At 65.9% G+C, this 20,822-nt stretch carries 28 protein-coding genes and 1 pseudogene; 19 read left to right on the top strand and 10 right to left on the bottom strand.

From position 1 onward, the window contains the following. The first annotated feature begins 97 nt into the window (after positions 1-97). The gene (locus A8G00_RS07795; protein WP_025550126.1) at positions 98-277 is read left to right on the top strand and encodes a hypothetical protein; all 180 of its coding nucleotides are present in this window, start codon (positions 98-100) and stop codon (positions 275-277) included. Positions 278-432: 155 nt separating this feature from the next. Here the strand turns inward: A8G00_RS07795 and A8G00_RS07790 are convergent, their stop codons facing one another. Both A8G00_RS07790 and A8G00_RS07785 read right to left on the bottom strand, forming a co-directional pair. Next, positions 433-1,074: a DUF4142 domain-containing protein gene (locus A8G00_RS07790; protein ID WP_103000421.1), complete on the bottom strand. Its 642-nt coding sequence runs from the start codon at positions 1,072-1,074 to the stop codon at positions 433-435. Beyond that, positions 1,071-1,295, bottom strand: coding sequence for a hypothetical protein (locus tag A8G00_RS07785; protein ID WP_025550128.1), 225 nt, complete (start codon positions 1,293-1,295; stop codon positions 1,071-1,073). The genes A8G00_RS07790 and A8G00_RS07785 overlap by 4 nt, the downstream gene beginning before the upstream one ends. 228 nt (positions 1,296-1,523) lie before the next feature. Here A8G00_RS07785 and A8G00_RS07780 point away from each other — a divergent pair, with 228 nt between their 5' ends. Genes A8G00_RS07780 through A8G00_RS07765 form a run of 4 tightly spaced genes read left to right on the top strand, consistent with a single transcriptional unit; the run spans position 1,524 to position 2,341 of the window. Beyond that, complete coding sequence (locus A8G00_RS07780; protein ID WP_103000420.1) at positions 1,524-1,712, top strand: hypothetical protein; 189 nt, start codon at positions 1,524-1,526, stop codon at positions 1,710-1,712. Between the two features lie 16 nt (positions 1,713-1,728). After that, on the top strand, positions 1,729-1,950 hold the full coding sequence (locus A8G00_RS07775) for a hypothetical protein (protein ID WP_025550130.1): 222 nt from the start codon (positions 1,729-1,731) through the stop codon (positions 1,948-1,950). 8 nt (positions 1,951-1,958) lie between these two features. After that, entirely contained in the window at positions 1,959-2,162 is a 204-nt protein-coding gene (locus tag A8G00_RS07770) for a hypothetical protein (protein ID WP_103000419.1), read from the top strand. Then, positions 2,159-2,341, top strand: a complete 183-nt coding sequence (locus A8G00_RS07765; RefSeq protein ID WP_103000418.1) for a hypothetical protein — start codon at positions 2,159-2,161, stop codon at positions 2,339-2,341. The genes A8G00_RS07770 and A8G00_RS07765 overlap by 4 nt, the downstream gene beginning before the upstream one ends. 6 nt (positions 2,342-2,347) lie before the next feature. Here A8G00_RS07765 and A8G00_RS07760 read toward each other — a convergent pair whose 3' ends face one another. Genes A8G00_RS07760 through A8G00_RS07745 form a run of 4 tightly spaced genes read right to left on the bottom strand, consistent with a single transcriptional unit; the run spans position 2,348 to position 4,900 of the window. Continuing rightward, complete coding sequence (locus tag A8G00_RS07760; RefSeq protein WP_103000417.1) at positions 2,348-3,115, bottom strand: ZIP family metal transporter; 768 nt, start codon at positions 3,113-3,115, stop codon at positions 2,348-2,350. Next, the gene (locus A8G00_RS07755; RefSeq protein ID WP_048576843.1) at positions 3,112-3,624 is read right to left on the bottom strand and encodes a ferritin-like domain-containing protein; all 513 of its coding nucleotides are present in this window, start codon (positions 3,622-3,624) and stop codon (positions 3,112-3,114) included. The genes A8G00_RS07760 and A8G00_RS07755 overlap by 4 nt, the downstream gene beginning before the upstream one ends. Before the next feature lies 1 nt (position 3,625). Next, complete coding sequence (locus A8G00_RS07750) at positions 3,626-4,597, bottom strand: manganese catalase family protein (protein ID WP_044662691.1); 972 nt, start codon at positions 4,595-4,597, stop codon at positions 3,626-3,628. Between the two features lie 12 nt (positions 4,598-4,609). Further along, positions 4,610-4,900 (bottom strand): hypothetical protein, encoded by a 291-nt coding sequence (locus A8G00_RS07745; protein WP_103000416.1) that lies wholly within the window; start codon positions 4,898-4,900, stop codon positions 4,610-4,612. 389 nt (positions 4,901-5,289) lie between these two features. Here A8G00_RS07745 and A8G00_RS07740 point away from each other — a divergent pair, with 389 nt between their 5' ends. The 3 genes and pseudogenes from A8G00_RS07740 to A8G00_RS25855 form a co-directional block, all read left to right on the top strand. Beyond that, entirely contained in the window at positions 5,290-5,790 is a 501-nt protein-coding gene (locus A8G00_RS07740) for a hypothetical protein (protein WP_103000415.1), read from the top strand. A 114-nt stretch (positions 5,791-5,904) separates the two neighbouring features. Beyond that, positions 5,905-8,148, top strand: a complete 2,244-nt coding sequence (locus A8G00_RS07735; RefSeq protein WP_216365602.1) for a CheR family methyltransferase — start codon at positions 5,905-5,907, stop codon at positions 8,146-8,148. Then, positions 8,135-8,662: pseudogene (locus tag A8G00_RS25855) on the top strand (chemotaxis protein CheB); the annotation flags it as partial. The gene A8G00_RS07735 and the pseudogene A8G00_RS25855, both read left to right, overlap by 14 nt. Before the next feature lie 43 nt (positions 8,663-8,705). On the opposite strand, the gene A8G00_RS25450 reads toward A8G00_RS25855, so the two are convergent. After that, positions 8,706-9,713: a chemotaxis protein CheB gene (locus A8G00_RS25450; protein WP_146032576.1), complete on the bottom strand. Its 1,008-nt coding sequence runs from the start codon at positions 9,711-9,713 to the stop codon at positions 8,706-8,708. A gap of 119 nt (positions 9,714-9,832) precedes the next feature. On the opposite strand from A8G00_RS25450, the gene A8G00_RS07720 reads away from it, so the two are divergent. Continuing rightward, the gene (locus A8G00_RS07720) at positions 9,833-11,608 is read left to right on the top strand and encodes a sensor histidine kinase (RefSeq protein WP_103000412.1); all 1,776 of its coding nucleotides are present in this window, start codon (positions 9,833-9,835) and stop codon (positions 11,606-11,608) included. Beyond that, entirely contained in the window at positions 11,605-11,973 is a 369-nt protein-coding gene (locus tag A8G00_RS07715; RefSeq protein ID WP_044662694.1) for a response regulator, read from the top strand. The genes A8G00_RS07720 and A8G00_RS07715 overlap by 4 nt, the downstream gene beginning before the upstream one ends. A 24-nt stretch (positions 11,974-11,997) precedes the next feature. On the opposite strand, the gene A8G00_RS07710 is transcribed toward A8G00_RS07715, so the two are convergent. Beyond that, complete coding sequence (locus A8G00_RS07710; protein ID WP_025547543.1) at positions 11,998-12,180, bottom strand: hypothetical protein; 183 nt, start codon at positions 12,178-12,180, stop codon at positions 11,998-12,000. Positions 12,181-12,231: 51 nt separating this feature from the next. Continuing rightward, entirely contained in the window at positions 12,232-12,927 is a 696-nt protein-coding gene (locus tag A8G00_RS07705) for a CDP-alcohol phosphatidyltransferase family protein (RefSeq protein WP_044662695.1), read from the bottom strand. A 401-nt stretch (positions 12,928-13,328) separates the two neighbouring features. Between A8G00_RS07705 and A8G00_RS07700 the strand changes: the two genes are divergently transcribed. Genes A8G00_RS07700 through A8G00_RS07690 form a run of 3 tightly spaced genes read left to right on the top strand, consistent with a single transcriptional unit; the run spans position 13,329 to position 13,956 of the window. Further along, positions 13,329-13,544 (top strand): hypothetical protein, encoded by a 216-nt coding sequence (locus tag A8G00_RS07700; RefSeq protein ID WP_044662696.1) that lies wholly within the window; start codon positions 13,329-13,331, stop codon positions 13,542-13,544. Further along, positions 13,541-13,783, top strand: a complete 243-nt coding sequence (locus A8G00_RS07695; RefSeq protein WP_025547548.1) for a hypothetical protein — start codon at positions 13,541-13,543, stop codon at positions 13,781-13,783. The genes A8G00_RS07700 and A8G00_RS07695 overlap by 4 nt, the downstream gene beginning before the upstream one ends. 2 nt (positions 13,784-13,785) lie before the next feature. After that, complete coding sequence (locus A8G00_RS07690) at positions 13,786-13,956, top strand: hypothetical protein (protein WP_162195972.1); 171 nt, start codon at positions 13,786-13,788, stop codon at positions 13,954-13,956. A gap of 101 nt (positions 13,957-14,057) precedes the next feature. On the opposite strand, the gene A8G00_RS07685 is transcribed toward A8G00_RS07690, so the two are convergent. After that, positions 14,058-14,879 carry a spermidine synthase gene (locus A8G00_RS07685; protein ID WP_025547550.1) on the bottom strand — a complete coding sequence of 274 codons (822 nt, stop codon included), beginning with the start codon at positions 14,877-14,879 and terminating at the stop codon, positions 14,058-14,060. A 346-nt stretch (positions 14,880-15,225) separates the two neighbouring features. Here A8G00_RS07685 and A8G00_RS07680 point away from each other — a divergent pair, with 346 nt between their 5' ends. From A8G00_RS07680 to A8G00_RS07655, 6 genes are all read left to right on the top strand, one after another. Further along, positions 15,226-15,519, top strand: a complete 294-nt coding sequence (locus A8G00_RS07680; RefSeq protein ID WP_146032575.1) for a hypothetical protein — start codon at positions 15,226-15,228, stop codon at positions 15,517-15,519. A 158-nt stretch (positions 15,520-15,677) separates the two neighbouring features. Continuing rightward, a complete protein-coding gene (locus A8G00_RS07675) occupies positions 15,678-16,178 on the top strand; it encodes a spore coat U domain-containing protein (RefSeq protein ID WP_082166166.1) in 501 nt (166 codons plus the stop codon). A gap of 11 nt (positions 16,179-16,189) precedes the next feature. After that, the gene (locus A8G00_RS07670) at positions 16,190-16,927 is read left to right on the top strand and encodes a molecular chaperone (RefSeq protein ID WP_103000410.1); all 738 of its coding nucleotides are present in this window, start codon (positions 16,190-16,192) and stop codon (positions 16,925-16,927) included. After that, a complete protein-coding gene (locus A8G00_RS07665; RefSeq protein WP_253257939.1) occupies positions 16,908-19,235 on the top strand; it encodes a fimbria/pilus outer membrane usher protein in 2,328 nt (775 codons plus the stop codon). The genes A8G00_RS07670 and A8G00_RS07665 overlap by 20 nt, the downstream gene beginning before the upstream one ends. Continuing rightward, positions 19,232-19,738 carry a spore coat U domain-containing protein gene (locus tag A8G00_RS07660; RefSeq protein ID WP_103000409.1) on the top strand — a complete coding sequence of 169 codons (507 nt, stop codon included), beginning with the start codon at positions 19,232-19,234 and terminating at the stop codon, positions 19,736-19,738. Before A8G00_RS07665 ends, A8G00_RS07660 begins: the two co-directional genes overlap by 4 nt. Before the next feature lie 300 nt (positions 19,739-20,038). Then, entirely contained in the window at positions 20,039-20,656 is a 618-nt protein-coding gene (locus A8G00_RS07655) for a Crp/Fnr family transcriptional regulator (protein ID WP_172451808.1), read from the top strand. The last annotated feature ends 166 nt before the right edge of the window (positions 20,657-20,822 follow it).

Genomic DNA, 20,822 nt, shown 5'->3' with positions numbered 1-20,822 from the left:
CGTTCATCTGGGTTAGCGCCAGCGCATGAAAGGGGCCGGCGTCCGGAACGCCGCAAGCGCCGCTCCGTTGATCCTTCGATCATATCAGGAGGCAGGAATGGCGCAAAAAGGTGCAGGCGGAAATCCGGGCGCGGTCACGAAGAAGGGCGGCGATGGCGCTCATGGAAGCACCGGCACGGGCCGCGGCGGCGGCAATAACGCACGCGGCAGCGGCAGCGCCAGTTCCGGCAAGAAGAAGGAAGACGGGAAAACGGCCAGCGGAAAGGGCGACCGTTAGAGCCAACCGACATTCAGCCCTGACGGCCTGCAAATGATGCTTTTGCGTTTCCGGCGCCGGGGGTACAGCGGCGCCGGTCGGCATCCAGTTCGCGCCGGTAGAAACAGGCGATTGCCCTCGGCATTCCGGCCGTGCCATCCGGGCATTTCCGCAGGTCATTGCCCGGCCGGAACCGGCCTGGCGGTCGGACCGAATCTGGCGTCCAGCGCCTCCGCCTCCCTACGATGCGCCGCGATCACCGGGACCATCTCCCCGGCCATCTTCTTCAGCGCGGGATAATCGCCCCGCCGGGCATAGCTGCTCTGCAGGTTGAAGGCCTCCAGATGCGCCGCCGCCTGCTGGCCGACATAGACGCTGTCGAATTCCCGGTCGCCCGAACCGTTGAGGGCGCCCAGCATCGCCCGGCGGCGCGCATCGATATTCTGCGGGATGGCGATGTTGACCGGATTGTCCGCAACGAAGCGCCTGAGCCGCTCGCTACTCTTCTGGTGGTCGGAGACCATCTTCCGCGCAAAGGCCTTCACCTCGGGCGCGCGGGCACGCACCATGGCGATCTTGCCCGCCTCTATCTCATACATGTCGCTGATCGCAGCCTGCGGAATGTAGAAGGTGGTGGTCACCGCCTCGTCAGGGCGGGAGACGCCCTCGGGCTTCGGCCCTTCATAATGCTTGGCCACCGTGGCGCTGCCATTGGCCGGTCCCCGTTCGGACGCGCCATCGGTCTGGTTGCAGGCGGAAAGGGCCAGCATGGCGAGGCAGGCGGGCAGTCCCGGCCGGAACGAACGGCCGCCGGTCATGGCTGCGTTCCATTGCCGGCCGCGCCCGGAGCGCCGATGCCGGGCATGGCGTTCGCGCCACCCATGTCGCCAGCGGCATTGATCGCCTCCTGCTGGTTCGTTCCGCCGGGCACCCTGCCATTCTCATTCTGCGCGGCGGGGCTGCAGGCGCAAAGCAGGGCGGAGGACGCCATCAGGATCAGGGCGGTCGATATGGGGCGGGGCATGCTGGGACAAAGCATGAGGTTCTCCTTCTGCGGGGCTGCTGCGGCGACAACGCCCGGCAGGCCGAAGGGCAGCGTCCGTGCGATAACCCTATGTTAGCGCGGGCGCGCTTTTCCCCTTTTGCGGCGCGGCCGTCCGCCGACCTGGGAACCCCCTGCCGACGGGCCGCGTATAGAGGCTTTCCCCCATCCCGTGCGCCGCCATCCTGACGATGGAGCGCGACACATCCCGATCGGAGACGGCCCATGTCGGTGACAGGTTTGACGGCGATCATCGTCCTCGTGGCGGCCGCGCTTCTGGGCGTCGTGCTCTACGGTCTGCACAGGGGCCGGTTGAGCCGGGGCGGCGCTCTCGCGGCGGCGATCCTCATATTGGCGGCCGCCTCCGTCATCCTGGTCTATCCGTCGATTCTGACGACGACGCACATGAGCTGAAGAGGAGAGAGACACCATGACGATCGAGGATGAAGCCCTGACCGATGGAGACATCGCCACCGCCGGCGTCCAATGGGTGGCCGCGCTGGTCGGCCGGTTGGTGGAAAAGGGCCTGATCACCACCCAGGACGCGCAGAGCATCGCGTCGGAGGCGCGCGAACAGTGCAGGGCGGAGGGTGTGGCCAAGGCCGCCCGCGTCATCGCCGCCCTCTCGGAAGAGGGCGAACTGCGCGGTTAGCGCGATCCATGAATGGGGAAGAAATCGCCTCCGGATTCACGGATTCATCTGTGTTGGCGACATCTTCCTTCATCCGCGCTTCTTCATCGGAAGATTTGCGACAAAACAGCATGGCAAGGCGCAGCATGATCAACAAGGATGAACGACGGCGCAGGCTGGCCGCGAAACACCGGATTCCCGGCATGATCAAGTCGGGCAGGCAGGCGGCATGATCATCATAGCCATCGTCGCGGCGGTCGCGCTGGCGGGATTGACCGGCATCCTCGTCGCGCTGCGTCGTCGCCGGATCGGGGCGTTCATGGCCATGCTGATGCTCATCGTCCTGCTGGCCGTTTGCGGCATGGCGCTTCTCTATCCCGCAGCGCTCACGCTGCGGTCGCCGGGCCGCTGAACGCCCTCAACCGAGCGCGACGTCGAGGCAGGTCATCACCGCAAGGCCGATCAGCAGGCTTCCCTGGGCGGCATGTCCGTCCTCGCCAAGTTCCGGGGCGATCTGGCTCATCACGACGCTGATCATCGCCCCCGCCGCAAGGCACAGGGCGATCGGCAACAGCATGGCGAAGCGATGCACCAGCGTCGCGCCCAGCGCGCCGAATACCGGTTCCACCAGCCCCGAGGCCAGCGCCACGGCAAAGGCCAGGAACGGCGGATAGCGCAACGCCAACGCGCTGCCCACGGCGAAACCTTCGGGTATGTTCTGGATTCCGATGCCCAGGGCCGTGGCGTAGCCCTCTCCCCCCGCATCCCGCGCGAAGCTGACGCCGACCGCCAGCCCCTCCGGCGCGTTATGCAGCGTGATCGCCGCGACCAGCAGCCAGATGCGATGGCCCGTCCGGTCCAGCCCCTCCTCACTGGTGAAACGCTCGACGGAAAAGCGGCCGAGGGCCAGCAGCAGCGCCCCGCCGACCAGTACCGCCGCGGCAATCATGGCCGCCGCCGGCCAGGAGCCGATGCCCTGCCGGTCCAATATGCCGATGGCGGGCACGATCAGAGAGAAGAAGGAAGCGGCGAGCATCACGCCCGCCGCAAATCCCAGCATCACGCCCTGACAGCGCGCCGCCGACCGGCCGATGCCCAATATGGGCAATCCGCCCAAGCCGGTCGCCGCGCCTGCCAGCAGGCTTGCAATCGTGCCGGCCAGAACCGGCGACAGGTCGATGCTCAATGGCTGGCCTGCTCTCCTTGGCTGCGCAGCGCTAGGAACCTGTCGATCACCCTGGGCAGCATCTCGTCCAGGAACGTGGCCATCGCCAGTTCTTCGCGCAGGCTTTCCTCCAGCACGGGAATGGCCGCCTCGAACCCGCCCGCCTTGGCCATGGCGATCAGGGCCTTGTAGGCCGCCGCCTCATAATTTTCGAACGCATAGTTGGCGAGGCTGTTCTTGATGACCTCGTCCGGCGCCAGCGCGTGGGACAGCGCAGCAACGCTGCCCCCGAACTTCAGCGCCGCGTCCTTGATGGCCGACGGACTGTCGCCCAGCGCGTCCAATATGCCCTCCAGCCGTTCTATCTGGCGTTCGGTTTCGCCCCTGTGGCTGCGAAGCCGCGCCTCGACCTCGGTATATTGGGCGAGATGCTCGATCTGCCGGTCCATGATGCCCAGCGCCTGATGCTCGACGGCATGGGCGTCGCGCAGACCGACGATGAACATGTGCCGGACGGTGTCCTGGTCCATCTCACTCCCCGTCGGACTGGAGGGGGCTCTTGGCGGCGGCCTGCGACCGGGCGTCGGCCATGTCGCTCGCCCCGCCCAGATCCTCGTCGCTCAACTTGCCCGCACCCGGCCCGCCGCCCAGGTCCGCGCCGGTCACCGGATTGGCGTTGGGATCGGACTGCAGCCGGCCGGTCATGGCCGCGAAATCCTGCATCTCCTGCTCGCGGAGCGTGACCGAGGCCTGGCCGTCGCCGCCATCGACCGGCAGCTTGCCCTCGACATCGTCCAGCCGTTCCCATTGCTCACCCGTATTCCAGGGGCCGACCGCATCGCCCTCCCCCTGGGAGGCGTTGACATAGAGGTTGGCATAGGGAGCAAGGCCGGGCAGCTTGCCGGCGGGGAAATTGTCCTTGATCGAATAGAGCGCCTTCTCGAAGCTCTTCTGGTGCGAAACCTCCCGCGTCATCAGGAAACCCAGCGCATCCTTGACGCCCGGATCGTCGGTGATGTTGATCAGCCGTTCGTAGATGATCTTGGCCCTGCTTTCCGCCGCGATGTTGGACCGCAGGTCGCAGGTCGGGTCGCCGCGGCTGTCGACATAGGCGGCCGTCCACGGAACGCCCGAACTGTTGGTGAGCGAAGGCCCGCCGCCATAGAGGATCGACTGGGTATGGCTGTTGCCGCCCGCATTCAGCGACATGTAGAGTTCCGCCTCCTCCATCGACGCTTCGGTCAAGGCCGACTTCGCGCCCTTGTTCAGCATGGCGACGATCGATCCGATCACTTCCAGGTGACTGAGTTCCTCGGTCGCAATGTCCAGCAGCATGTCCTTCCGGCCGGGATCGTCCTCGGCAAGACCCTGGGTGAAATAGCGCATGGCCGCCGCCAGTTCTCCGTCCGGTCCGCCAAATTGTTCCAGAAGAAGCGAAGCGAGCGCCGGATTGGTTTCCGAAACCCTGACCGTATATTGAAGCCGCTTGTTATGCATGAACATGGAATGGTCTCCTCAGACTCCGCTGCCGGATGAAAATATGTCGGGATGATGGGTGCGGGCGCTGGCCCCGCCGGGTTTGAATTCGCCGTGCAGGATATGGCGGATGCAGGCCAGCGCACCCCCGGCGATCAGAACCATCGCTCCGGCGCCCAGCACCGCCGCCATGACCGCCTCCCGCCGAAGCGGCGCGCCGGTCAGCCAGACATGAAGCAGGATGCACAGGGCCGCGATCCCCGCCGCCTCTATGGCCGCACCGACGAGCAATCTTGCCGTTGCCCTGGCGCTTCTATTTACCCTGCTCATGATTGCTCCCACATCGAACAAGGACAGTTAAGCCTCACAGGGAGCAAGCGTTCCGCGATCCGCGATGGAACGCTAATGCAGTTTACAGCGAACCGATCTACGATATTTCCACCGGAAAACTTCGACTGCGATCCAGAACCATTCCGGATCGACAATCATGGCGGCCCGTATCATGAAAGTAGCGGGAAGCAGAAGCCTGGAAACTTCCGTCCCCACCCGACAGGATTTCCGATGAAGGACCGGCAACCGGGTTCCGGCTGCGCTCCCGGTGGCGAACGCCGCGCCATGGAAAAGACCGTCCGAAGCTGATCCAGTTTATCGTCCTGCGCGGATCGCCCCTCCACCCGATGCGTTGCTTTTGAAAGCGGATAATTTCAGGAAGACGCGCGATGAACGACCGCAATGCATTTCTTCAAGGGCAAGGATCGCCCATCAGGGACGACGCAGCGCCGCCCGAACAGGGCTGGCGCGGCGAACGCGCCGCCGACGAACCGGCTGGAAAAGGTCCAAGGCGGCGCCGGATCGGGGGCGTGAAGGCGGAGGTGGAGGACATATCCGGCACCGCCTTCGTCGAGGCGGGCGGCGCGGACATGGCGTCCGCCCACGACGATGGCGATAGCGAAGACAGGCGCATGCAGCCGCGGCAGGAAGGCGGCAGGCGCTCCCATCCGGACGGGGTCAGCGATCTCGACATGTCCGCGACGAGTCCCGGCGGGGAAAGCGCCGGCGCCCCCTACCCGCACGGGCGCAGGAAATCGAAAAACGACTTCGGCGGCCGCATGGGCCATGGCGGGCAGACGGAGATCGGTTATCACGGCACCGGCCATCTGGGCGGCCGCAAGGTGGGGGAGGACGACAATCGCAACGGCGTCGCTGAAACGGACGATTGACCCTGTTGCGGCCCGGCAACCCGTTGATATTTCGGCTTCGCAGGCAAGCGGCATGGACGGCGGCGCCATTCGGGCATAGCAAGGGCAATCCTGTTGCGGAGCCGAAAGAGTTCAATGGTCGAAAGAGCCGTCCCCGATCCCGAGTTCGAAGCCCTGCTGCGCCACATTCAGGAGAGCCGGGGACTGGACTTCCGCGGCTACAAGCGCACCAGCCTGCGGCGGCGCATCGCCCTGCGGATGGAGGCGGTCGGCGCGGAGGATTTCGCCGCCTACCGTACCTGCCTGGAGGCGCAGCCCAGCGAATATGAGGAATTGCTCAACACCGTGCTGATTAACGTCACCTCCTTCTTCCGCGACGAGGATGCGTGGAACGTGATCCGCGACGAGGTGATCCCGGAAATCCTCAAAAATGCGGAGGACGACCGCGCGATCCGGGTCTGGAGCGTGGGCTGCGCCAGCGGCGAGGAACCCTATTCCATCGCCATGCTGCTGGCCGAGGCGATGGGCATGGGCGACTTCTGCCGGCGCGTGAAGATATATGCGACAGATCTGGACGAGGAAGCGCTGAAGGTGGCGCGGGTCGCCACCTATTCGCCCCGGGAGGTCGAAAGCGTGCCCGGCCATCTGCTCGAAAAATATTTCGAGCGTACGAGCAATCATTATGTGTTCGAGCGTGAATTGCGCAAATGCGTGATCTTCGGCCGCCACAATGTCGTGCATGACGCGCCGATCTCGCGCATCGACCTGCTCACCTGCCGCAACCTGCTGATCTATCTGGAGGCCGAAACCCAGTCGATCGTGCTGCCGCGCCTGCATTATGCGCTGAACCCCGATGGTTTCCTGTTCCTGGGCAAGGCGGAAACGCAGCTTGCGCGATCCTCGCTGTTCCGCCCCGTCGACATGAAGCACCGCATTTTCGCCAAGGTGCCCCAGGAATGGCGCCGCCCCCTGAACGGCAGCTTCACCGCCAACCGCCCGACCCGGCTCGACATGCCCCTGCCCGACGTCCACCTGCTGGAAGCCGTGATCGACGAGGTCGGCACCGCCCTGCTGGTGATCGACGACAGCGGCGCGGTGGCGCTCGCCAATCTACCGGCCCGCAACCTGCTGGGCGTGGGCGAGGCCGATCTTGGCCGGCCGTTCCAGGACCTGCCCATTTCCTACCGTCCCATAGAATTGCGCGGCCCCATAGATGAGGCGTTCCGCGGCCGCAGGGGCCTGCGGCTGGAGGACCAGGAATATCGGCTCAACCAGACGGAGGTGATGCGGCTCACCATCGACGTCCGCCCGCTCCAGCGCGCGGACGGCAGCGTGCATGCCATCCTGCTCGCTTTCCACGACCATACCGGCATTCACGGCTTACGGCGGGAACTGGAGGCGGCGCAGGAAAATCTCGAACAGTCGATCGAGGAACTCCAGTCCGCCAATGAAGAGCTGGAGACCACCAATGAGGAGCTTCAGTCCACCAATGAGGAACTGGAGACCACCAATGAGGAACTGGAAACGCTGAACGAGGAAGCCCGCTCCTCCAATGAGGAGATGGAATCGGTCAACGAGGAACTGCGCATACAGGCCGAACAGGCGGCCGGGTACCGCCTCCATCTCGAATCGGTGCTGCGCTCGATGAATGCGGGCATCGTCGTGCTCGACCCGCGCCATTTCATCCAGAGCTGGAACCGCTGGAGCGAAAACAGCTGGGGCCTGCGCGCGGAGGAGGTGCTCGGCACCAGTTTCGACAGGCTGGACATCGGCCTGCCCGTTCAACAGTTGCGCGACAGCATGATCGCGGTCCAGTCGGGGTCGGAGGAGCAGACCGAGCGCCAGCTCGAGGGGCTGGACCGACGCGGACGCCGCATCATCTGCCGGATACGCATTACCGGCCTGATGGACGAAACCGGCGCGAATCACGGGCTGGTGCTCGTCTTCCAGGACATTACCGACGAACGCAACAGCGAGGATTACACCCGGTATCTTGGCCGCGTGCTGGGCGGCGCGGCCAATCAGATTTACTTTCTGGACCCCGATAATCTGCGCTTCCTGCTGGTGAACGACAGCGCGCAGAAGAAGCTGGGCTTCAACGCCCACCAGCTTTCGCGCATGGCCCTGCCCGACCTGCTGCCGGACATATCCGCCGACGACCTGCACGCCATCCTCGCCCGCTGCTGGGCGGCGAACTGCCGGAGCTGCCGCTCCAGACGGCGATGCGGTTCGGGGAAGGCGGCAGTCTGCCCGTCGACCTGCGCCTGCAATATTTTTCCGAAGAAACGCCGCCCATCCTCGTCGCCATGGTATATGACAGGAGCGAGCGCGAACTGTCCGCCGCGCTCGAATAGAAAGGCGGCACATGGCCGGCCATGACATCATCGTCGTCGGCGCCTCCACTGGCGGCGTCGATGCGCTCGTCCGGCTGGTGGCGCAGCTTCCCGCCGGGATGGACGCGGCCATGCTCATCGTACTGCATATCGGCACCGGCGTCAGCCGGCTCGCGGACATATTGAACCGCGCTGGCAAGCTGCCCGCCGGCCAGCCCGCCGATGGCGAGGAGATACTGGCCGGACATATCTACGTCGCCCCGCCCGACCTGCACATGACGGTGGAGGGCGGCCGCGTCAGGCTGGCCCATGGCGACAAGGAGAATTTCAGCAGGCCCGCCATCGACCCGCTGTTCCGATCCTCCGCCGCCGCCTACGGCCCACGCGTCGTCGGCATCGTGCTGACCGGGAAGCTGCAGGACGGTTCGGCGGGTCTGCTGGCGATCAAGCAGGGCGGCGGCATCGCGATCGTGCAGGACCCGGCGGAGGCGGTCGCTCCTTCCATGCCGCAACGGGCCATCGCCTGCGCGCCGGTGGACCATGTCTGCCCCCTTGCAGAGATGAGCGCGCTGCTGCTCCATTACGGCCGGCCGCCGGACGGGCTCAACCCTCCGCTTCGTTCGACGCCTTGCGCAGGCTCGTCATCGCCTCTTCCAGCACCTCGATCATATGCCCGCTTTCCCGCGAAGCTTCCGTCCAGCGCCGGACCGCATGCGTCAGGCCCCGTTTCTCCGCACTGTCCTGCATCTGTTCGAACAGCCGGATACGATCCCGATGCGTCCGCACCGCAATCGCCAGCGCCCGCTCCAGCTCGTCATTCTGCGCCGCCGCCAGTCCCAGCGGCGTGAAGGCATGGCCGACCTGGCAGCGGAAGCGGACTTCATCCTCGGTCTCGATATGGTTCAGCACGCCCCCGCAATCGGGGCAGGACAGGTGGCTGGGCTCACCCGGCGTGACGATCTGCGGTTCGGCCACGGCAAACTCCTGTGCGGCAATCCGGTCCTCGATCAGATATTCCTCGGGCAGGGGTATGGTCGGCCCCGCTTCCTCCCGCACCAGCCGCGCGAGCAGGTCGGGCATATGATCCAGGGCAAGCGCATGGTCGACATGATCGCGCTTCAGCGCATTGCGCGGCATGGACGGCCATTCCGCGTCGGCGGGGTCCTGCACGACCGAAAGCCCGCCGGCCGCCTTGACCGCGATCAGCCCATCGGTCCCGTCGTCCAGCAGGCCGGTCAGCACGATGCCGGTCACGCGCCCGCCATAATGGATCGCCGCCGATCGGAACAGGGCGTTCACCGCCGGCCGCGTGCGGTTCTCATAGGGACCGCGCCGCATCAATATCCTGCCGGGACGCAGCAGCAGATGCATGTCGGGCGCGCACACATAGATGCGCCCCGGCTCGATCGCCTGTCCGTCCACCGGGGACAGAGCAGGCAAGGGCCCGGCCCTGTCGAGCAATTGCGGCAGCACGCTGCGCGCCGAAGGCGAAAGATGCTGGGCGATGAACAGCGAAGCGCGAAGATCGGCGGGCAGCGCGGCACAGAGCCGGCGCAGGGCATCCACTCCCCCGGCCGATGCCCCGATCACGATAATGTCCCTGCTGGGCATGCTGCGCTTCTCCAGGGAGGCAACGAAGCGCGCCGACAAAAAGGTTCAGACGGAACCAACTTATTTTAGACCCAATTCCCCCGCGGGCGCGTTATCAGGGTGACGCAACAGGGAAAATCATGGGCAAGAAGGCTGAAGCTCCGGGGCAGATCAGCGCCAGGCTGCTCGACGAGGTCGAACAGTTGCGCACGTCCCTCGAATCCGCGCTGGAGGAGAATGGGCGCCTGATGGAGGATCGCGACCGGCTGAGCCGCCGCGTGACCCAATTGTCGCAGGACCTTCAGGCCGCCCGCTCGGCGCCGCCGCCGGCGCCCCCTCCCCTGCCGCCCGCCCAACAGGGACAGGCCGAAGAGGAACTGCGCGTCGCCTTCGAGGAACTGCAGGTCCTGACGGAGGAGCTGGAGGTCGCCAACAGCAGCCTGCAACAGGCCAATCACGAACTGGACGGCCGCGTCGAGGAACGCACCCGCCAGATCCAGGAGATCAACGACACGTTGCGCGCGACCGAGGACTCCCTGCGCACGATCGCGGACCTCGTGCCCGACCTCCTCTGGCGCAGCGACGCCACCGGCCATGCCAACTGGTTCAACCAGCGCTGGTGCGACTATACCGGCTGGGATGAGGAGGAACTGAAGGAAGAAGGCTGGGCCAATGCGCTGCATCCGCTGGACCGCGCCTCCTCCCTCGCGGCCTGGGCGCAGGCGATGGCGGCGGGCACCGTCTATCAGGAGCAGCATCGCATTCGCGACGCGCAGGGCGATTATCGCTGGTTCCTGATCCGCGCCGAACCGATGCGCGACGCGAACGGCACGATCCTCGCCTGGTTCGCCGCCGCCACCGACATGCATGAGCAGCGCACCGCCATGGAGGCGCTTCAACGCAGCGAGTTGCGGTTCCGCACGCTGATCGAGGGCATGCCCCAGCTCGTCTGGCGCGCCGTGGACAGCGGCCAGTGGACCTGGTCCAGCCCGCAATGGAGCGCCTTCACCGGCCAGAGCGAGAAGGCCAGCCGGTCGCTCGGCTGGCTGGAGATGCTCCATCCCGACGACCGGGATCATGCCATGGCGGCATGGACCCGGGCGCAACAGACCGGCAGCCTGGAGATCGAAGGACGGATATTCAACGCGCAGGACCGGCGCTACCGCCATTTCCGTACCCGCGGCGTACCCGTGCGCTCCAGCGAGAGCAGCTTGCTCGAATGGCTGGGAACGTCGACCGATGTCGACGACATCGTCCAGTTGCAGGCGCATCAGGAAGTGCTGGTGGGGGAACTTCAGCACCGCACGCGCAACCTGATGGCGGTGGTCCAGTCGGTCACGGCGCGCACGCTGAAGGGCAGCCATTCGCTCGATCATTTCGCCCAGTGCATCAGGGACCGGTTGGATGCGCTGGCCCGCGTCCAGGGACTGCTATCCCGTCGCAAGGGCGGGCTGCGGGTCACGTTCGACGCCCTGCTGCGGGAGGAACTGTCCGCCCATGTCCCGCTGGATGCAGACGGCAGGGGAGAGCATGTGACGCTTACCGGGCCGGCCGGCATATCGCTGAAATCGGCGACGGTTCAGACGCTCGCGCTCGCCCTGCACGAACTGGCGACCAACGCGGTGAAATATGGCGCGCTGTCGCAACCCGCCGGCCGGCTGGAGGTCCGCTGGGACATCCGCAGGCCCGCGCCGGGCGAATGCCGGCTGTTCGTCGACTGGCGCGAGCGCGGCGTGTCCGAACTGCCCGCCCCCGGTGCGGAACCGAAGGGCGGCGGCTATGGCCGGGAACTGATCGAACGCGCCTTGCCCTATCAGCTCAATGCGCAAACCAGCTACGCCGTGGAGACTGACGGCGTTCATTGCACGATCGACGTGCGCGTCCCCTCTGAGGATAGTGAAGGCGGTGGAAGATGACCGAAGCTGCGCTGCAGGATTGCCGCATATTGATCGCAGAGGATGAATATCTCATCGCCGCCGATATTGCCGAGGCCCTGGAACAGGACAATGCCGTGATCCTGGGGCCGGTGCCGCGCGTCGCGGACGCGCTGTCCCTGATCGGGTCCGGAACGCGGATCGACCTGGCCGTGCTCGACGTCAATCTGTGCGGCGACATGGCGTTTCCCGTCGCCGACGCGCTGGTGGAACAGCGCATCCCCTTCGCCTTCGCCACGGGCTATGACGGATGGACCATCCCCGCCCGCTTCGCGGACGTGCCGCGCCTGGTGAAGCCGTTCAGGCCCGACCGCTTGCGCAGCGCGCTGAAGTCGCTTCTGCCCTAGGGCAGATCCCGATGATCGGCTGCTTCAGAGGTCGGGCGGCAACAGGTCCTGGTCGGCGTCAAGACGCCGGTCTATCTCCTCGCCCAATCGGTCGAGCTGATCGAAGGACGCCCCGACCACCAGGATCGAACCGTCCTCCAGCGTCAGGCGCAACCGATAGCTTTCGCCGTCGGCCTCTATGGCGAAATGGGCGAGGCGCACGGTCATGACTGTCTCCCGATGATGAGCGCCCCCGCACCGATCCGGGGCGCCGCCGCCTCATTTGGAAGCATGGCGATGCGCCGTTTCCGCCAGAGCGAGCCTTCTGCCCGTGACCAGGGTCTGGCCGATGAAAAGAAGGATCAGGATCGAACCGGCCGTCCCGACGAAGAGGTCGAAGCCCGACCAGCGCCCGAACAGGCCTGGACCGGACCCCAGCACCATCATCATGACCGTCAGTCCGATCAGCAGCAGCCTGAGTTCGGTCGGCCCGGCGGAAAGATAGGAAAGCTTCAATTCCCCCAATACCCGCGCGGACAGAAAGGCATGGATCGACAGCAGCAGATAACCCGCCAGCGCGATCAGCGCGACATCCATCGTCACGAACGGGCTGAGGCCGATCCCGGCAAGGATGAGCAGCGTCGCCAGCCCATCGCAGCTATGATCGATGAAATAACCGTAGGACGGTCGCTCGATCCGCCGATAGCGCGCCAGGCTGCCGTCCATGGAGTCACCGAACCACTGCACCGCATAGCCCGCAATCGCCAACAGCAGCCAGGCCGACGCGACGTTGCTGGCGGCATAGCCGGCGAATATCATCAGCGCGCCGACCATTCCGGTCGCCGTCAACCGGTCCGGCGTGACCCAGGCGGGCATCCGGCCGCACAGCCAGCCAAGCAACCGCCGCTCGTTCGCGGCAAGCCAGTTCTGCTGGATTCGGGAGAGCGATGGGGGAGATGGGGGCTGGATCGTCATGGGGCCTTGGATAACAGTCTGGAACAACGGGAGCGCCGCAGCGCCGTCATATTCGCGGCATCAGCCGCTCCGTCCGAAGACGCACCGTCCCGGAAGGATCGGCACGACGACCGATACGACCGGCGCGACCTGAAAGGAAAGACAATCTTCCTGCACGACATGCTCCCTCTGCGCGGGAGCACGCAAGTCTCTCTGTCGGATCGTGCGAAGCGGAAATCCGATGACTGCTGGTAGCATCCTCTGCATGACCCGAACAGAAGTTTTTGGAACTTGCACGACTTTCGCGCGAGACGGGAGCGGACCCTTGTGCTACGGTTCCTTTATTGCGCGAAATTTGCCGCAAGCATTCGCCGTGACAGAGAGACCATCGTGCTCCCGCTTGCCAGCCGAGGAGCCTCGTCATGGAAGACCTGAACTATCTGCTCAAGCGCGAACAGGAAGAACTGCTGCGCGCCCGGACGGCGCACAGTCCGGAGGCCGGCCGCGTCCACGAACGGCTCGCGCAGGGATATGCGGCGCGAATCCGCCATCACCCCCATCCCTATCGTTCCAGGCGGGCGGACGGTTCAGCGCCCTTCAACCCCTTTCCCTTCAATGTGGAGGGCGGCGCGGCATGAGCAGGGTCGTCAACGTCCGCGCGACGCCGGACAGCATCAAGACGATGTGCACGAAGCACGCCTTCCGCATATCCGCGCTGGAGGAACTGGTTTCGGGCGGGGCGCGGGTCGTCCTGCTCGATCCGCGGGACGCGGACGCCTTCCGCGTCCTGATGAAGGACAGGCTGATCGAGGGCAGCGTCACGCGATCGGCGTCGCACATGGCCAGACAATGGACGCCGCCGGCACGATGGAAATAGTCATGAGCCAGTTCGATTATCTCGACCGTCGCAGAAAGGCCGAATTGAATCATGCCGATCTGGCCATCTGCCCGGTGGAGCGGACGAGACATGAAGAGCAGGCAAGGGCCTATGCCAAGATCATCTCCGTTCTGCGCCGGGAAGAGGAAGAGGCGACATCACGCCATCGATAGCGGAATACAGCCGAATATTTGTCCCTGCATGCGCCAATATTATATGCTGGGTGAACGACGGTAGATTAAATCCGACTGAAAATAGGAAGACTGAGCCGCTTTCAGCGCGAAGCGGCTGCCTTCCGGATGGCCGGGCCCGGCTTGGCGGCAAACCAGATATTGTGCCAGCGTTCCGTGCTGCCGATATAGGCCGGCAGGACGATCTCATCGACGTCGAAACCCGATTCCTCCAGCCGCCCCGCGAAGCAATCGTCGGAATAGGAGGACCAGACGGACAACAGCCCGCCCGGCCGCAAGGCGTCATAGGCGGCGGAGAGTCCGGCATGCGAATAGAGCCGGTCGTTGCGCGACGTGATGAAGCCGTCCGGACCGTTGTCGACATCCAGCAGGATGGCGTCGAAACGATCCGGCCCCTCCATGATGATGTCATAGACGTCGACGACCCGAACGCTGACGCGCGGGTCCGCGAGATTGTCCCTGAACAGATGCGCCAGCGGCCCCTTGGCCCACACCAGTATCTGCGGCACCAGTTCCGCGACGGTCACCAGCGCGTCGCAGGTCCAGGAACCCAGCACGGCGTCCAGCGTGAAGCCCATGCCCAGTCCTCCCACCAGCACATGACCGTCCTTCCTGTCGAGACGCTCGCTCGTCAGCGTGGCCAGCGCCATTTCCGAAACATGGTCCTGACTGCCCATCAACTCGTCGCGACCGAACTGGATGGAATATTCCTTGCCGCATTTGAGCAGGTGCAACTGGCCGCCGCCGGGAATGTCCGCGACATCCACCATTTCTATCGGCGGGCGGCCTCGGCGGGCGGCGGGGGATTGCCCTTGTCCGATGATCCCGGCCGGCCTGCCCTGCGGCTCATGGCCGGGCGGCCGCTGGCGGTGGGGCCGCTTTGGCGAGGCGTCGTTGCGATCCATGCCGTTCCTGTCGCATTTCAAGATCAATCGCGACGTAAACCAGCATGGCGTCCATTGCGCGGTGACGCCGTGCAATGCCCCGCCTGCCTTCCCTTTGCAAGGCCGCTGCGCATGCGGCCCCGAAGATCGCCGGCGGCCCGCATCGAGATTCAGAAGAGGACGAGCCGAAAATGCCGGTTTTTCGTGATCCTCCAATGAGTGACGTGCATCCCCTGAATGGCGCATATTTAAGGCATGGGCAGCGCCGGAAGCGCGAACGGGCGCCATTTGCAGGCTGCCAGGGCTGAATGTCGATACAGGCTAAATGGACGACCTGCCCGGTCGTCTATAGGGAGGAAGGAACGACATGCCCACCCATAGCCCGATGAAATCCGCCACGGCTCTGGCCATGCTTGCACTTGGCTCAACCGGAAGCGTCCATGCCGCCGAAGCGAAGCAGCGCATGGCCGTCGGCGCCGTGGTCGTGGCCCCATGCACCGTGGAGGGCCTGCGGGTGGATTGCATATCCGGCCAGCGCCCCCGGATATATATGGCCGGAAAGGCCACGACTTCGCCCGCTCCCGGCGATGGCGCGGAACCGGCGCACGCGGGGCAAGGCGCATCCCCTGCCGCCACCCGCTATATCGAGGTATCATTTTAACCTAAGCCTTGGAATAATCGGAACAACTTCGCGCCTTCCGCCGTTTCCTCCCTCGCGACGACCGGCATCGGGACAGACATGCTGCAGCCGGTCCCGCGATGCTCATGGAGTGCGCCTATAGCCAGAACAGGGCGCATGATGCGTTACAGGAGATGCGCATGAAGCGGTATGGCAAAGGCCATCTGGCCGGGCTGCTGATATTCGGAATGGCTTTGCCGGACGCCGCGCAGGCGGCGCAGACGACGACGACATTCCCGGTGACGGCGACCGTCCTCACCGCCTGCGCCGTGACGGCGAACCCCCTCAGCTTCGGAAACTACGATCCCACATCGGCCACGCCGCTCGATGCCACGACCACGCTTTCGGTGCTGTGCACGGTCGGCACGTCCTTCACCGTCGGCCTGAACGCGGGCACGTCGAGCGGCGCCACCGTCACCAGCCGGAAGATGGTCAACGGCGCCAACCTCCTCAACTATGGCCTCTTCCGGGAGACGACGCGCACGAATAATTGGGGCAACACGCCGGGCACCGACACGCCGCCGGCCACCACCGCACCGGTGCTGCCCAGCACGCTCACCGTCTATGGCCGCATCCCGCCAAGCCAGAATGTGCCGGCGGGCGGCTATGCCGATACGGTCACCGTAACCGTCAACTACTGAAGCGCGAAAAGATGAACAGGGGATATGCAAGCGTTGCGGCAGCGGCGGCGATGCTCTCTGCACCGCCCGTGCAGGCGGCGGGGCTCAAGGTCTTCCCGGTGCGCGTCGTGCTGACGCCGGGGGAACCGGTGCAGACCATGACGATAGAGAACAGCAGCAAGGAAAGCGCCCGCGTCCAGCTCCGCGTCTATGGCTGGCGGCAGGAAAAGGGCGAAGACGTGCTGGAGGAGACCCGCGACGTGCTCGCCAATCCCGCCCTGTTCGAGGTGCGGCCCGGCGCCGTGCAGATCGCCCGCTTCGGCCTGAGGACGGGAACAGGCGCTGCGGAGAAGAGCTATCGCGTGATCCTGGAGGAGGTGCCCGGCACCCGCGCGGTTCCCGCCGGAACCGTCCAGACGCTCCTGCGGATCAGCATTCCGATCTTCGTGCCCCCGGCTCGCGGGTCGGGCAGGCTGGTCTGGCGCGCCTGGCCCAGCGGACCGCGCCAGATGACCTTCGCCATCCGCAACGAAGGCAACGCCCATGTGCAGATCAACCGCCTGATCCTGTCGCGCAAGGGCGGTCCGCAAGTGGCCCGGCAGGACATGTCGGTCTATCTGCTCCCCGGCTCCTCGCAGCAGGTCGTCCTCGACACTGCCGCATCCATCGCTTCCGGCCAGACCCTGAAACTCGACGCGATGACCGATCAGGCGGATGTCGCCGCGGAGATCGTTGCAGAGGAGCGGCCCCGTGAAGTCGCGCGCCCTTGAAGGGGCCATGGTCGCGCTCTGCCTCCTGTCCCGCCCCGCCGCCGCCCAGGCTCCCCCCGGCCATGGATCGCCGCCGGCCGCCGGGGAAGAGGGCGACGGGCCCTCGCTGATGCTGGTCCGGCTTCTGGTCAACGGCCAGGCGCAGGAGGGCGAGATACTGGCCGGGCGGCGCGGCGATGCCTGGTTCCTGAAGGCCGCGGACCTCGAACGCTGGAAGATCCGCGCCGATGCCCCGCCCGTGACGATCGACGGAGAGGCGCTGGTCCCCCTCCCCTCCTTCATCACGCCCTCCTTCGATGCGGCCAGCCAGCAGCTTGACCTGACCGTACCCGCCGAACGGTTCGCGGTGCAGCGGCTTTCCGGATCGGCCGGCAGGCTGCTGCCCACAGCCGGCACCTTCGCCGCCTTCCTCAATTACGACCTGTCGGTCTCCCATCAGGACGAACTGGCCTCCTCCGCCTTCCTGGAAGCCGGCCTGTCGGACGATTGGGGCCTGTTCGCCAACAGCATGACGGTCGGGCAGAGCAGCGGCATCGGCAACGGCGTCGTGCGGCTCGACAGCTATTTCATCCGCGACGATCCCCAGGATCTCCGCCGGCTGATCCTGGGCGATACCGTCACGACCAGCCCCGACTGGGGCCGCCAGATACGCTATGGCGGCGTTCGCTACGGCACGGAATTCGGACTCAGTCCCACCCTCATCACCTTTCCCACCCCCGCCTTTCTCGGCCGCACCGCCGTGCCCTCCAATGTCGAACTGCTCGTGAACAATGCCGTGCGCTTCCAGTCGGACGTCGATCAGGGGCCCTTCTCCATCAATCAGGTGCCTCTGGTGACGGGCGCGGGCGAGGTGACGCTGGTCGTGCGCGACGCCACGGGGGTCGAACGGCGCGTGCGCACGCCCTATTATGTCAGCCCCCGGCTGCTCAGCGCCGGGCTGTCCGCCTGGTCGTTCGAAGCCGGGGCGGAACGGCGCGACTATGGCATTGCCAGCTTCAGCTACGGCACCGCCTTCGCCGCGGGCAGCTACAGGCGCGGCCTGACGGACTGGCTGACCGTGGATGCCCGGGCGGAGGCGAGCGGCGACGTGCAAATGCTGGGCGGCGGCCTGTCGTTCGTCTGGCCGCTGCTCGGGGAATTCAGCCTCGCTTTGGCGGGATCGCGCGGGAGGGAGGGGAGCGGCCGCCTCTATCGCGCCTCCTTCGCGCGCATCACGCCGCGCTGGAACATCGCGCTCAGCTATCAGCGCGCGTCGGATCGCTTCGACCAGATCGGCATAGACCGCCCGGCGGACCGCATCGCGCGGCAGTTCCAGGCGTCAGCCGGGGCGTCGCTCGGCGATCTGGGCAGCATGGTCGTGACCTGGACCGACCTTGAATATGGCGACGGCAACCGGGCGAGGATCGGATCGGCCAATTACAGCGTCGGGATCGGCAGCCGCGCCTATATGAGCCTGTTCGCCATCCGCAGCGACATGGCGGGCCGGGAACCGGAGGCGGTCGTCGGCCTTGGCCTCACCATTCCCCTGGGCACGCGGACCAGCGTCTACGCGCAGGGCGACAATCGCAACCGCCTGGCGGAAATCCGGCGGACGGCGCCGCTTTCGGGCGGCTGGGGCTATCGCCTGGCGGGCAGCGAGGGCGAAAACGACCGGCAGCAGGCGGAAATGAACTGGCGCGGCTCCACGGGCGAACTGAGCCTGGAGGCAGCCCGCTTCCGGGGCAAGACGGGCGTGAGGCTGCTCGCGAGCGGCGGGGTCATGTTCGCGGCCGGCGGCATCCATGCCTCCCGGCGGATCGAAAATGGCTTTGGCGTGGTCGAGGTGCCGGGGCAGGGCAATGTGCGCATCTATCAGGAAAACCGCCCCGTCGCGCGCACCGACCGGCGGGGCATCGCCATTGTTCCGGACCTGCGACCCTATGAGGCGAACCGGATTTCGCTGGCGCCGTCCGACCTGCCGCTGGACGTGCGGCTGCCCGACGACACGATGATCGTCGTTCCGCGGATCAGGGGCGCGGCCCATGCCCGCTTCCCGGTCGAGCAGGACCGGCCGGGCACGGTGGTCGTCGCCACCGCCGACGGCAAGCCGGTCGCAGCCGGCGCGAACGTGCGCACCGACGGCGGCGAGACGCTGTTCGTCGGCTTCGGCGGAGAAATTTTCGTGCGCAATCTCCGCGAAGGGATGGTGCTGGAGATCGACACGGGCGGCGGCGTCTGCAAGGCGACCGTGACAGGCATCGCGCCGCGCGACACGCTGCCCCGCATCGGCCCCGTCGCCTGCGCCTTCCAGCGGGAGCCGGCGCCATGAGGCGGCGCGCTCAGGCGCTGACGGCCCTGCCGCTGCTGACGGCCATCCTGTTCCTGATGCAGCCAAGCCCTGCCCAGGCCGCCTGCAACGGTCTGGCCGGCTGCTCCTGCACGGTCACGGCCACGGGCATCAGCTTCGGCAACTATAATCCGCTCTCGCCCACCGCGACCGACGCGACGGGTACGATCAACGTCCATTGCGATCTTCTGGTGGCGCTGGCCGGCTCCTACACGATCGACATCAGCGCCGGCAGTTCCGGCAGCTTCGCGCCACGCACGCTGCGAAGGGGCGCCACTGCCCTCAACTACAACCTCTACACCAACGCCGCACGCACGCAGATATGGGGCAACGGCACCGGCGGATCGGTCAACGTCACGCGCACCGTCCTGGCATTGCTGGTGTTCAACGACAGCGTCACCGTCTACGGCCGCATCCCGGCGGGACAGAATGTGGCGGCCGGCGCCGGTTATCTCGACACGCTGACGGTGACCGTCACCTATTAGGGCAGCGTATACGGGCCGGCGTCAAGCTGAGCATGTAGGCGCCTTCTCCCGCCCAACGCCTTTGTCGGAGATCGACGAAGCGTGATGCACGTCACGCGCAAGATGGGAAGAGGCGCTTATTGTTCCGCCCGCGACCCGAGGAACTCAGGCTTGCCTGATTTCCAACTCAGGGCCCGGCAGCCTTCGCGCTGCTGGGCCTTTTTTTGAGAGCCATCAGCCGGTAGGTTCGACCGCGCTGGCCCACATGGTTTTTGGGGGAAGAGCTTGCTTGAGACGGAACGGCTGGCCGTTATCAGAAGCGTGTTTTCATGTGGGCAGGCAGGTGCCGAGGCTCTGGCGTCCGCCGTTCGCGACATAGTTTTTCCGCACAAGGCCGTCGTCGCGCATCAGGGCGACCTGGCCGATCATTGCTGGGTGGTCGTGGAGGGCGCCGCCCAGGCCCAGATCAACTCGGCCGATGGCCAGTTGACCTTGCTCGCTTCCCACGGGCCGGGCGAAATCTTCGGCAGCTATCCCGAACCGGCGACGCTGCGCAGCGACATCGTCGCGCAGGGTTCGCTCCATCTCCTCTGCATCGAAACCTCGGCATTGGTGGACCTGGCGCGGCACAGCGCGGATATTGCCCATGGCCTCAGCCTGCTGTTCGCGCGGCAGTTGGACGTGATGCTGGACCGCATGGCCGCCAGGACCACTTTGACGGCGAATGGCCGGGTCTATGCCGAACTGCTGCGCCTTGCAGGCGCCTCCAACCGCATCGAGCCGCCGCCCGTGCTGTCCGCGCTGGCGCTGTCGGTGCATACCACGCGGGAGACGACATCCCGGGCCATTGCGCATCTGCTGCGGCGGGGCATCGTCAGCCGGACAGACGAGGCGCTGGAGATACTGGCGCCGCGCCTGCTCGCCGAATTGATAGCCTGAAGCCTGCCCGGACCACGCCATGCGGAGATCGGGCCTGCAAGCGCCGATTCTCCTCCCGGTTGCGGAAGCCGGATCCTCGCACATTTTGAGCAACGTCCGATGAATCGGAGCCGCTCAACATCCGTTCGCCCTCAGCTTGTCGAAGGACTCAGCGCGGACCAGAAAG

Origin of the sequence: Sphingobium sp. SA916, assembly GCF_002894065.1 — a bacterium.
GTDB classification, from domain to species: Bacteria; Pseudomonadota; Alphaproteobacteria; order Sphingomonadales; family Sphingomonadaceae; genus Sphingobium; species Sphingobium fuliginis.
This window is presented reverse-complemented; position numbering and strand designations above follow the sequence as displayed.

Excerpts from the sequence above, each read along its gene's own strand:
- A8G00_RS07795 (WP_025550126.1), top strand. The coding sequence starts at position 98 with ATGGCGCAAAAAGGTGCAGGCGGAAATCCGGGCGCGGTCACGAAGAAG.
- A8G00_RS07790 (WP_103000421.1), bottom strand. The coding sequence starts at position 1,074 with ATGACCGGCGGCCGTTCGTTCCGGCCGGGACTGCCCGCCTGCCTCGCC.
- A8G00_RS07785 (WP_025550128.1), bottom strand. The coding sequence starts at position 1,295 with ATGCTTTGTCCCAGCATGCCCCGCCCCATATCGACCGCCCTGATCCTG.
- A8G00_RS07780 (WP_103000420.1), top strand. The coding sequence starts at position 1,524 with ATGTCGGTGACAGGTTTGACGGCGATCATCGTCCTCGTGGCGGCCGCG.
- A8G00_RS07775 (WP_025550130.1), top strand. The coding sequence starts at position 1,729 with ATGACGATCGAGGATGAAGCCCTGACCGATGGAGACATCGCCACCGCC.
- A8G00_RS07770 (WP_103000419.1), top strand. The coding sequence starts at position 1,959 with ATGAATGGGGAAGAAATCGCCTCCGGATTCACGGATTCATCTGTGTTG.
- A8G00_RS07765 (WP_103000418.1), top strand. The coding sequence starts at position 2,159 with ATGATCATCATAGCCATCGTCGCGGCGGTCGCGCTGGCGGGATTGACC.
- A8G00_RS07755 (WP_048576843.1), bottom strand. The coding sequence starts at position 3,624 with ATGGACCAGGACACCGTCCGGCACATGTTCATCGTCGGTCTGCGCGAC.
- A8G00_RS07750 (WP_044662691.1), bottom strand. The coding sequence starts at position 4,597 with ATGTTCATGCATAACAAGCGGCTTCAATATACGGTCAGGGTTTCGGAA.
- A8G00_RS07745 (WP_103000416.1), bottom strand. The coding sequence starts at position 4,900 with ATGAGCAGGGTAAATAGAAGCGCCAGGGCAACGGCAAGATTGCTCGTC.
- A8G00_RS07740 (WP_103000415.1), top strand. The coding sequence starts at position 5,290 with ATGAACGACCGCAATGCATTTCTTCAAGGGCAAGGATCGCCCATCAGG.
- A8G00_RS07735 (WP_216365602.1), top strand. The coding sequence starts at position 5,905 with ATGGTCGAAAGAGCCGTCCCCGATCCCGAGTTCGAAGCCCTGCTGCGC.
- A8G00_RS25450 (WP_146032576.1), bottom strand. The coding sequence starts at position 9,713 with ATGCCCAGCAGGGACATTATCGTGATCGGGGCATCGGCCGGGGGAGTG.
- A8G00_RS07720 (WP_103000412.1), top strand. The coding sequence starts at position 9,833 with ATGGGCAAGAAGGCTGAAGCTCCGGGGCAGATCAGCGCCAGGCTGCTC.
- A8G00_RS07715 (WP_044662694.1), top strand. The coding sequence starts at position 11,605 with ATGACCGAAGCTGCGCTGCAGGATTGCCGCATATTGATCGCAGAGGAT.
- A8G00_RS07710 (WP_025547543.1), bottom strand. The coding sequence starts at position 12,180 with ATGACCGTGCGCCTCGCCCATTTCGCCATAGAGGCCGACGGCGAAAGC.
- A8G00_RS07705 (WP_044662695.1), bottom strand. The coding sequence starts at position 12,927 with ATGACGATCCAGCCCCCATCTCCCCCATCGCTCTCCCGAATCCAGCAG.
- A8G00_RS07700 (WP_044662696.1), top strand. The coding sequence starts at position 13,329 with ATGGAAGACCTGAACTATCTGCTCAAGCGCGAACAGGAAGAACTGCTG.
- A8G00_RS07695 (WP_025547548.1), top strand. The coding sequence starts at position 13,541 with ATGAGCAGGGTCGTCAACGTCCGCGCGACGCCGGACAGCATCAAGACG.
- A8G00_RS07690 (WP_162195972.1), top strand. The coding sequence starts at position 13,786 with ATGAGCCAGTTCGATTATCTCGACCGTCGCAGAAAGGCCGAATTGAAT.
- A8G00_RS07685 (WP_025547550.1), bottom strand. The coding sequence starts at position 14,879 with ATGGATCGCAACGACGCCTCGCCAAAGCGGCCCCACCGCCAGCGGCCG.
- A8G00_RS07680 (WP_146032575.1), top strand. The coding sequence starts at position 15,226 with ATGCCCACCCATAGCCCGATGAAATCCGCCACGGCTCTGGCCATGCTT.
- A8G00_RS07675 (WP_082166166.1), top strand. The coding sequence starts at position 15,678 with ATGAAGCGGTATGGCAAAGGCCATCTGGCCGGGCTGCTGATATTCGGA.
- A8G00_RS07670 (WP_103000410.1), top strand. The coding sequence starts at position 16,190 with ATGAACAGGGGATATGCAAGCGTTGCGGCAGCGGCGGCGATGCTCTCT.
- A8G00_RS07660 (WP_103000409.1), top strand. The coding sequence starts at position 19,232 with ATGAGGCGGCGCGCTCAGGCGCTGACGGCCCTGCCGCTGCTGACGGCC.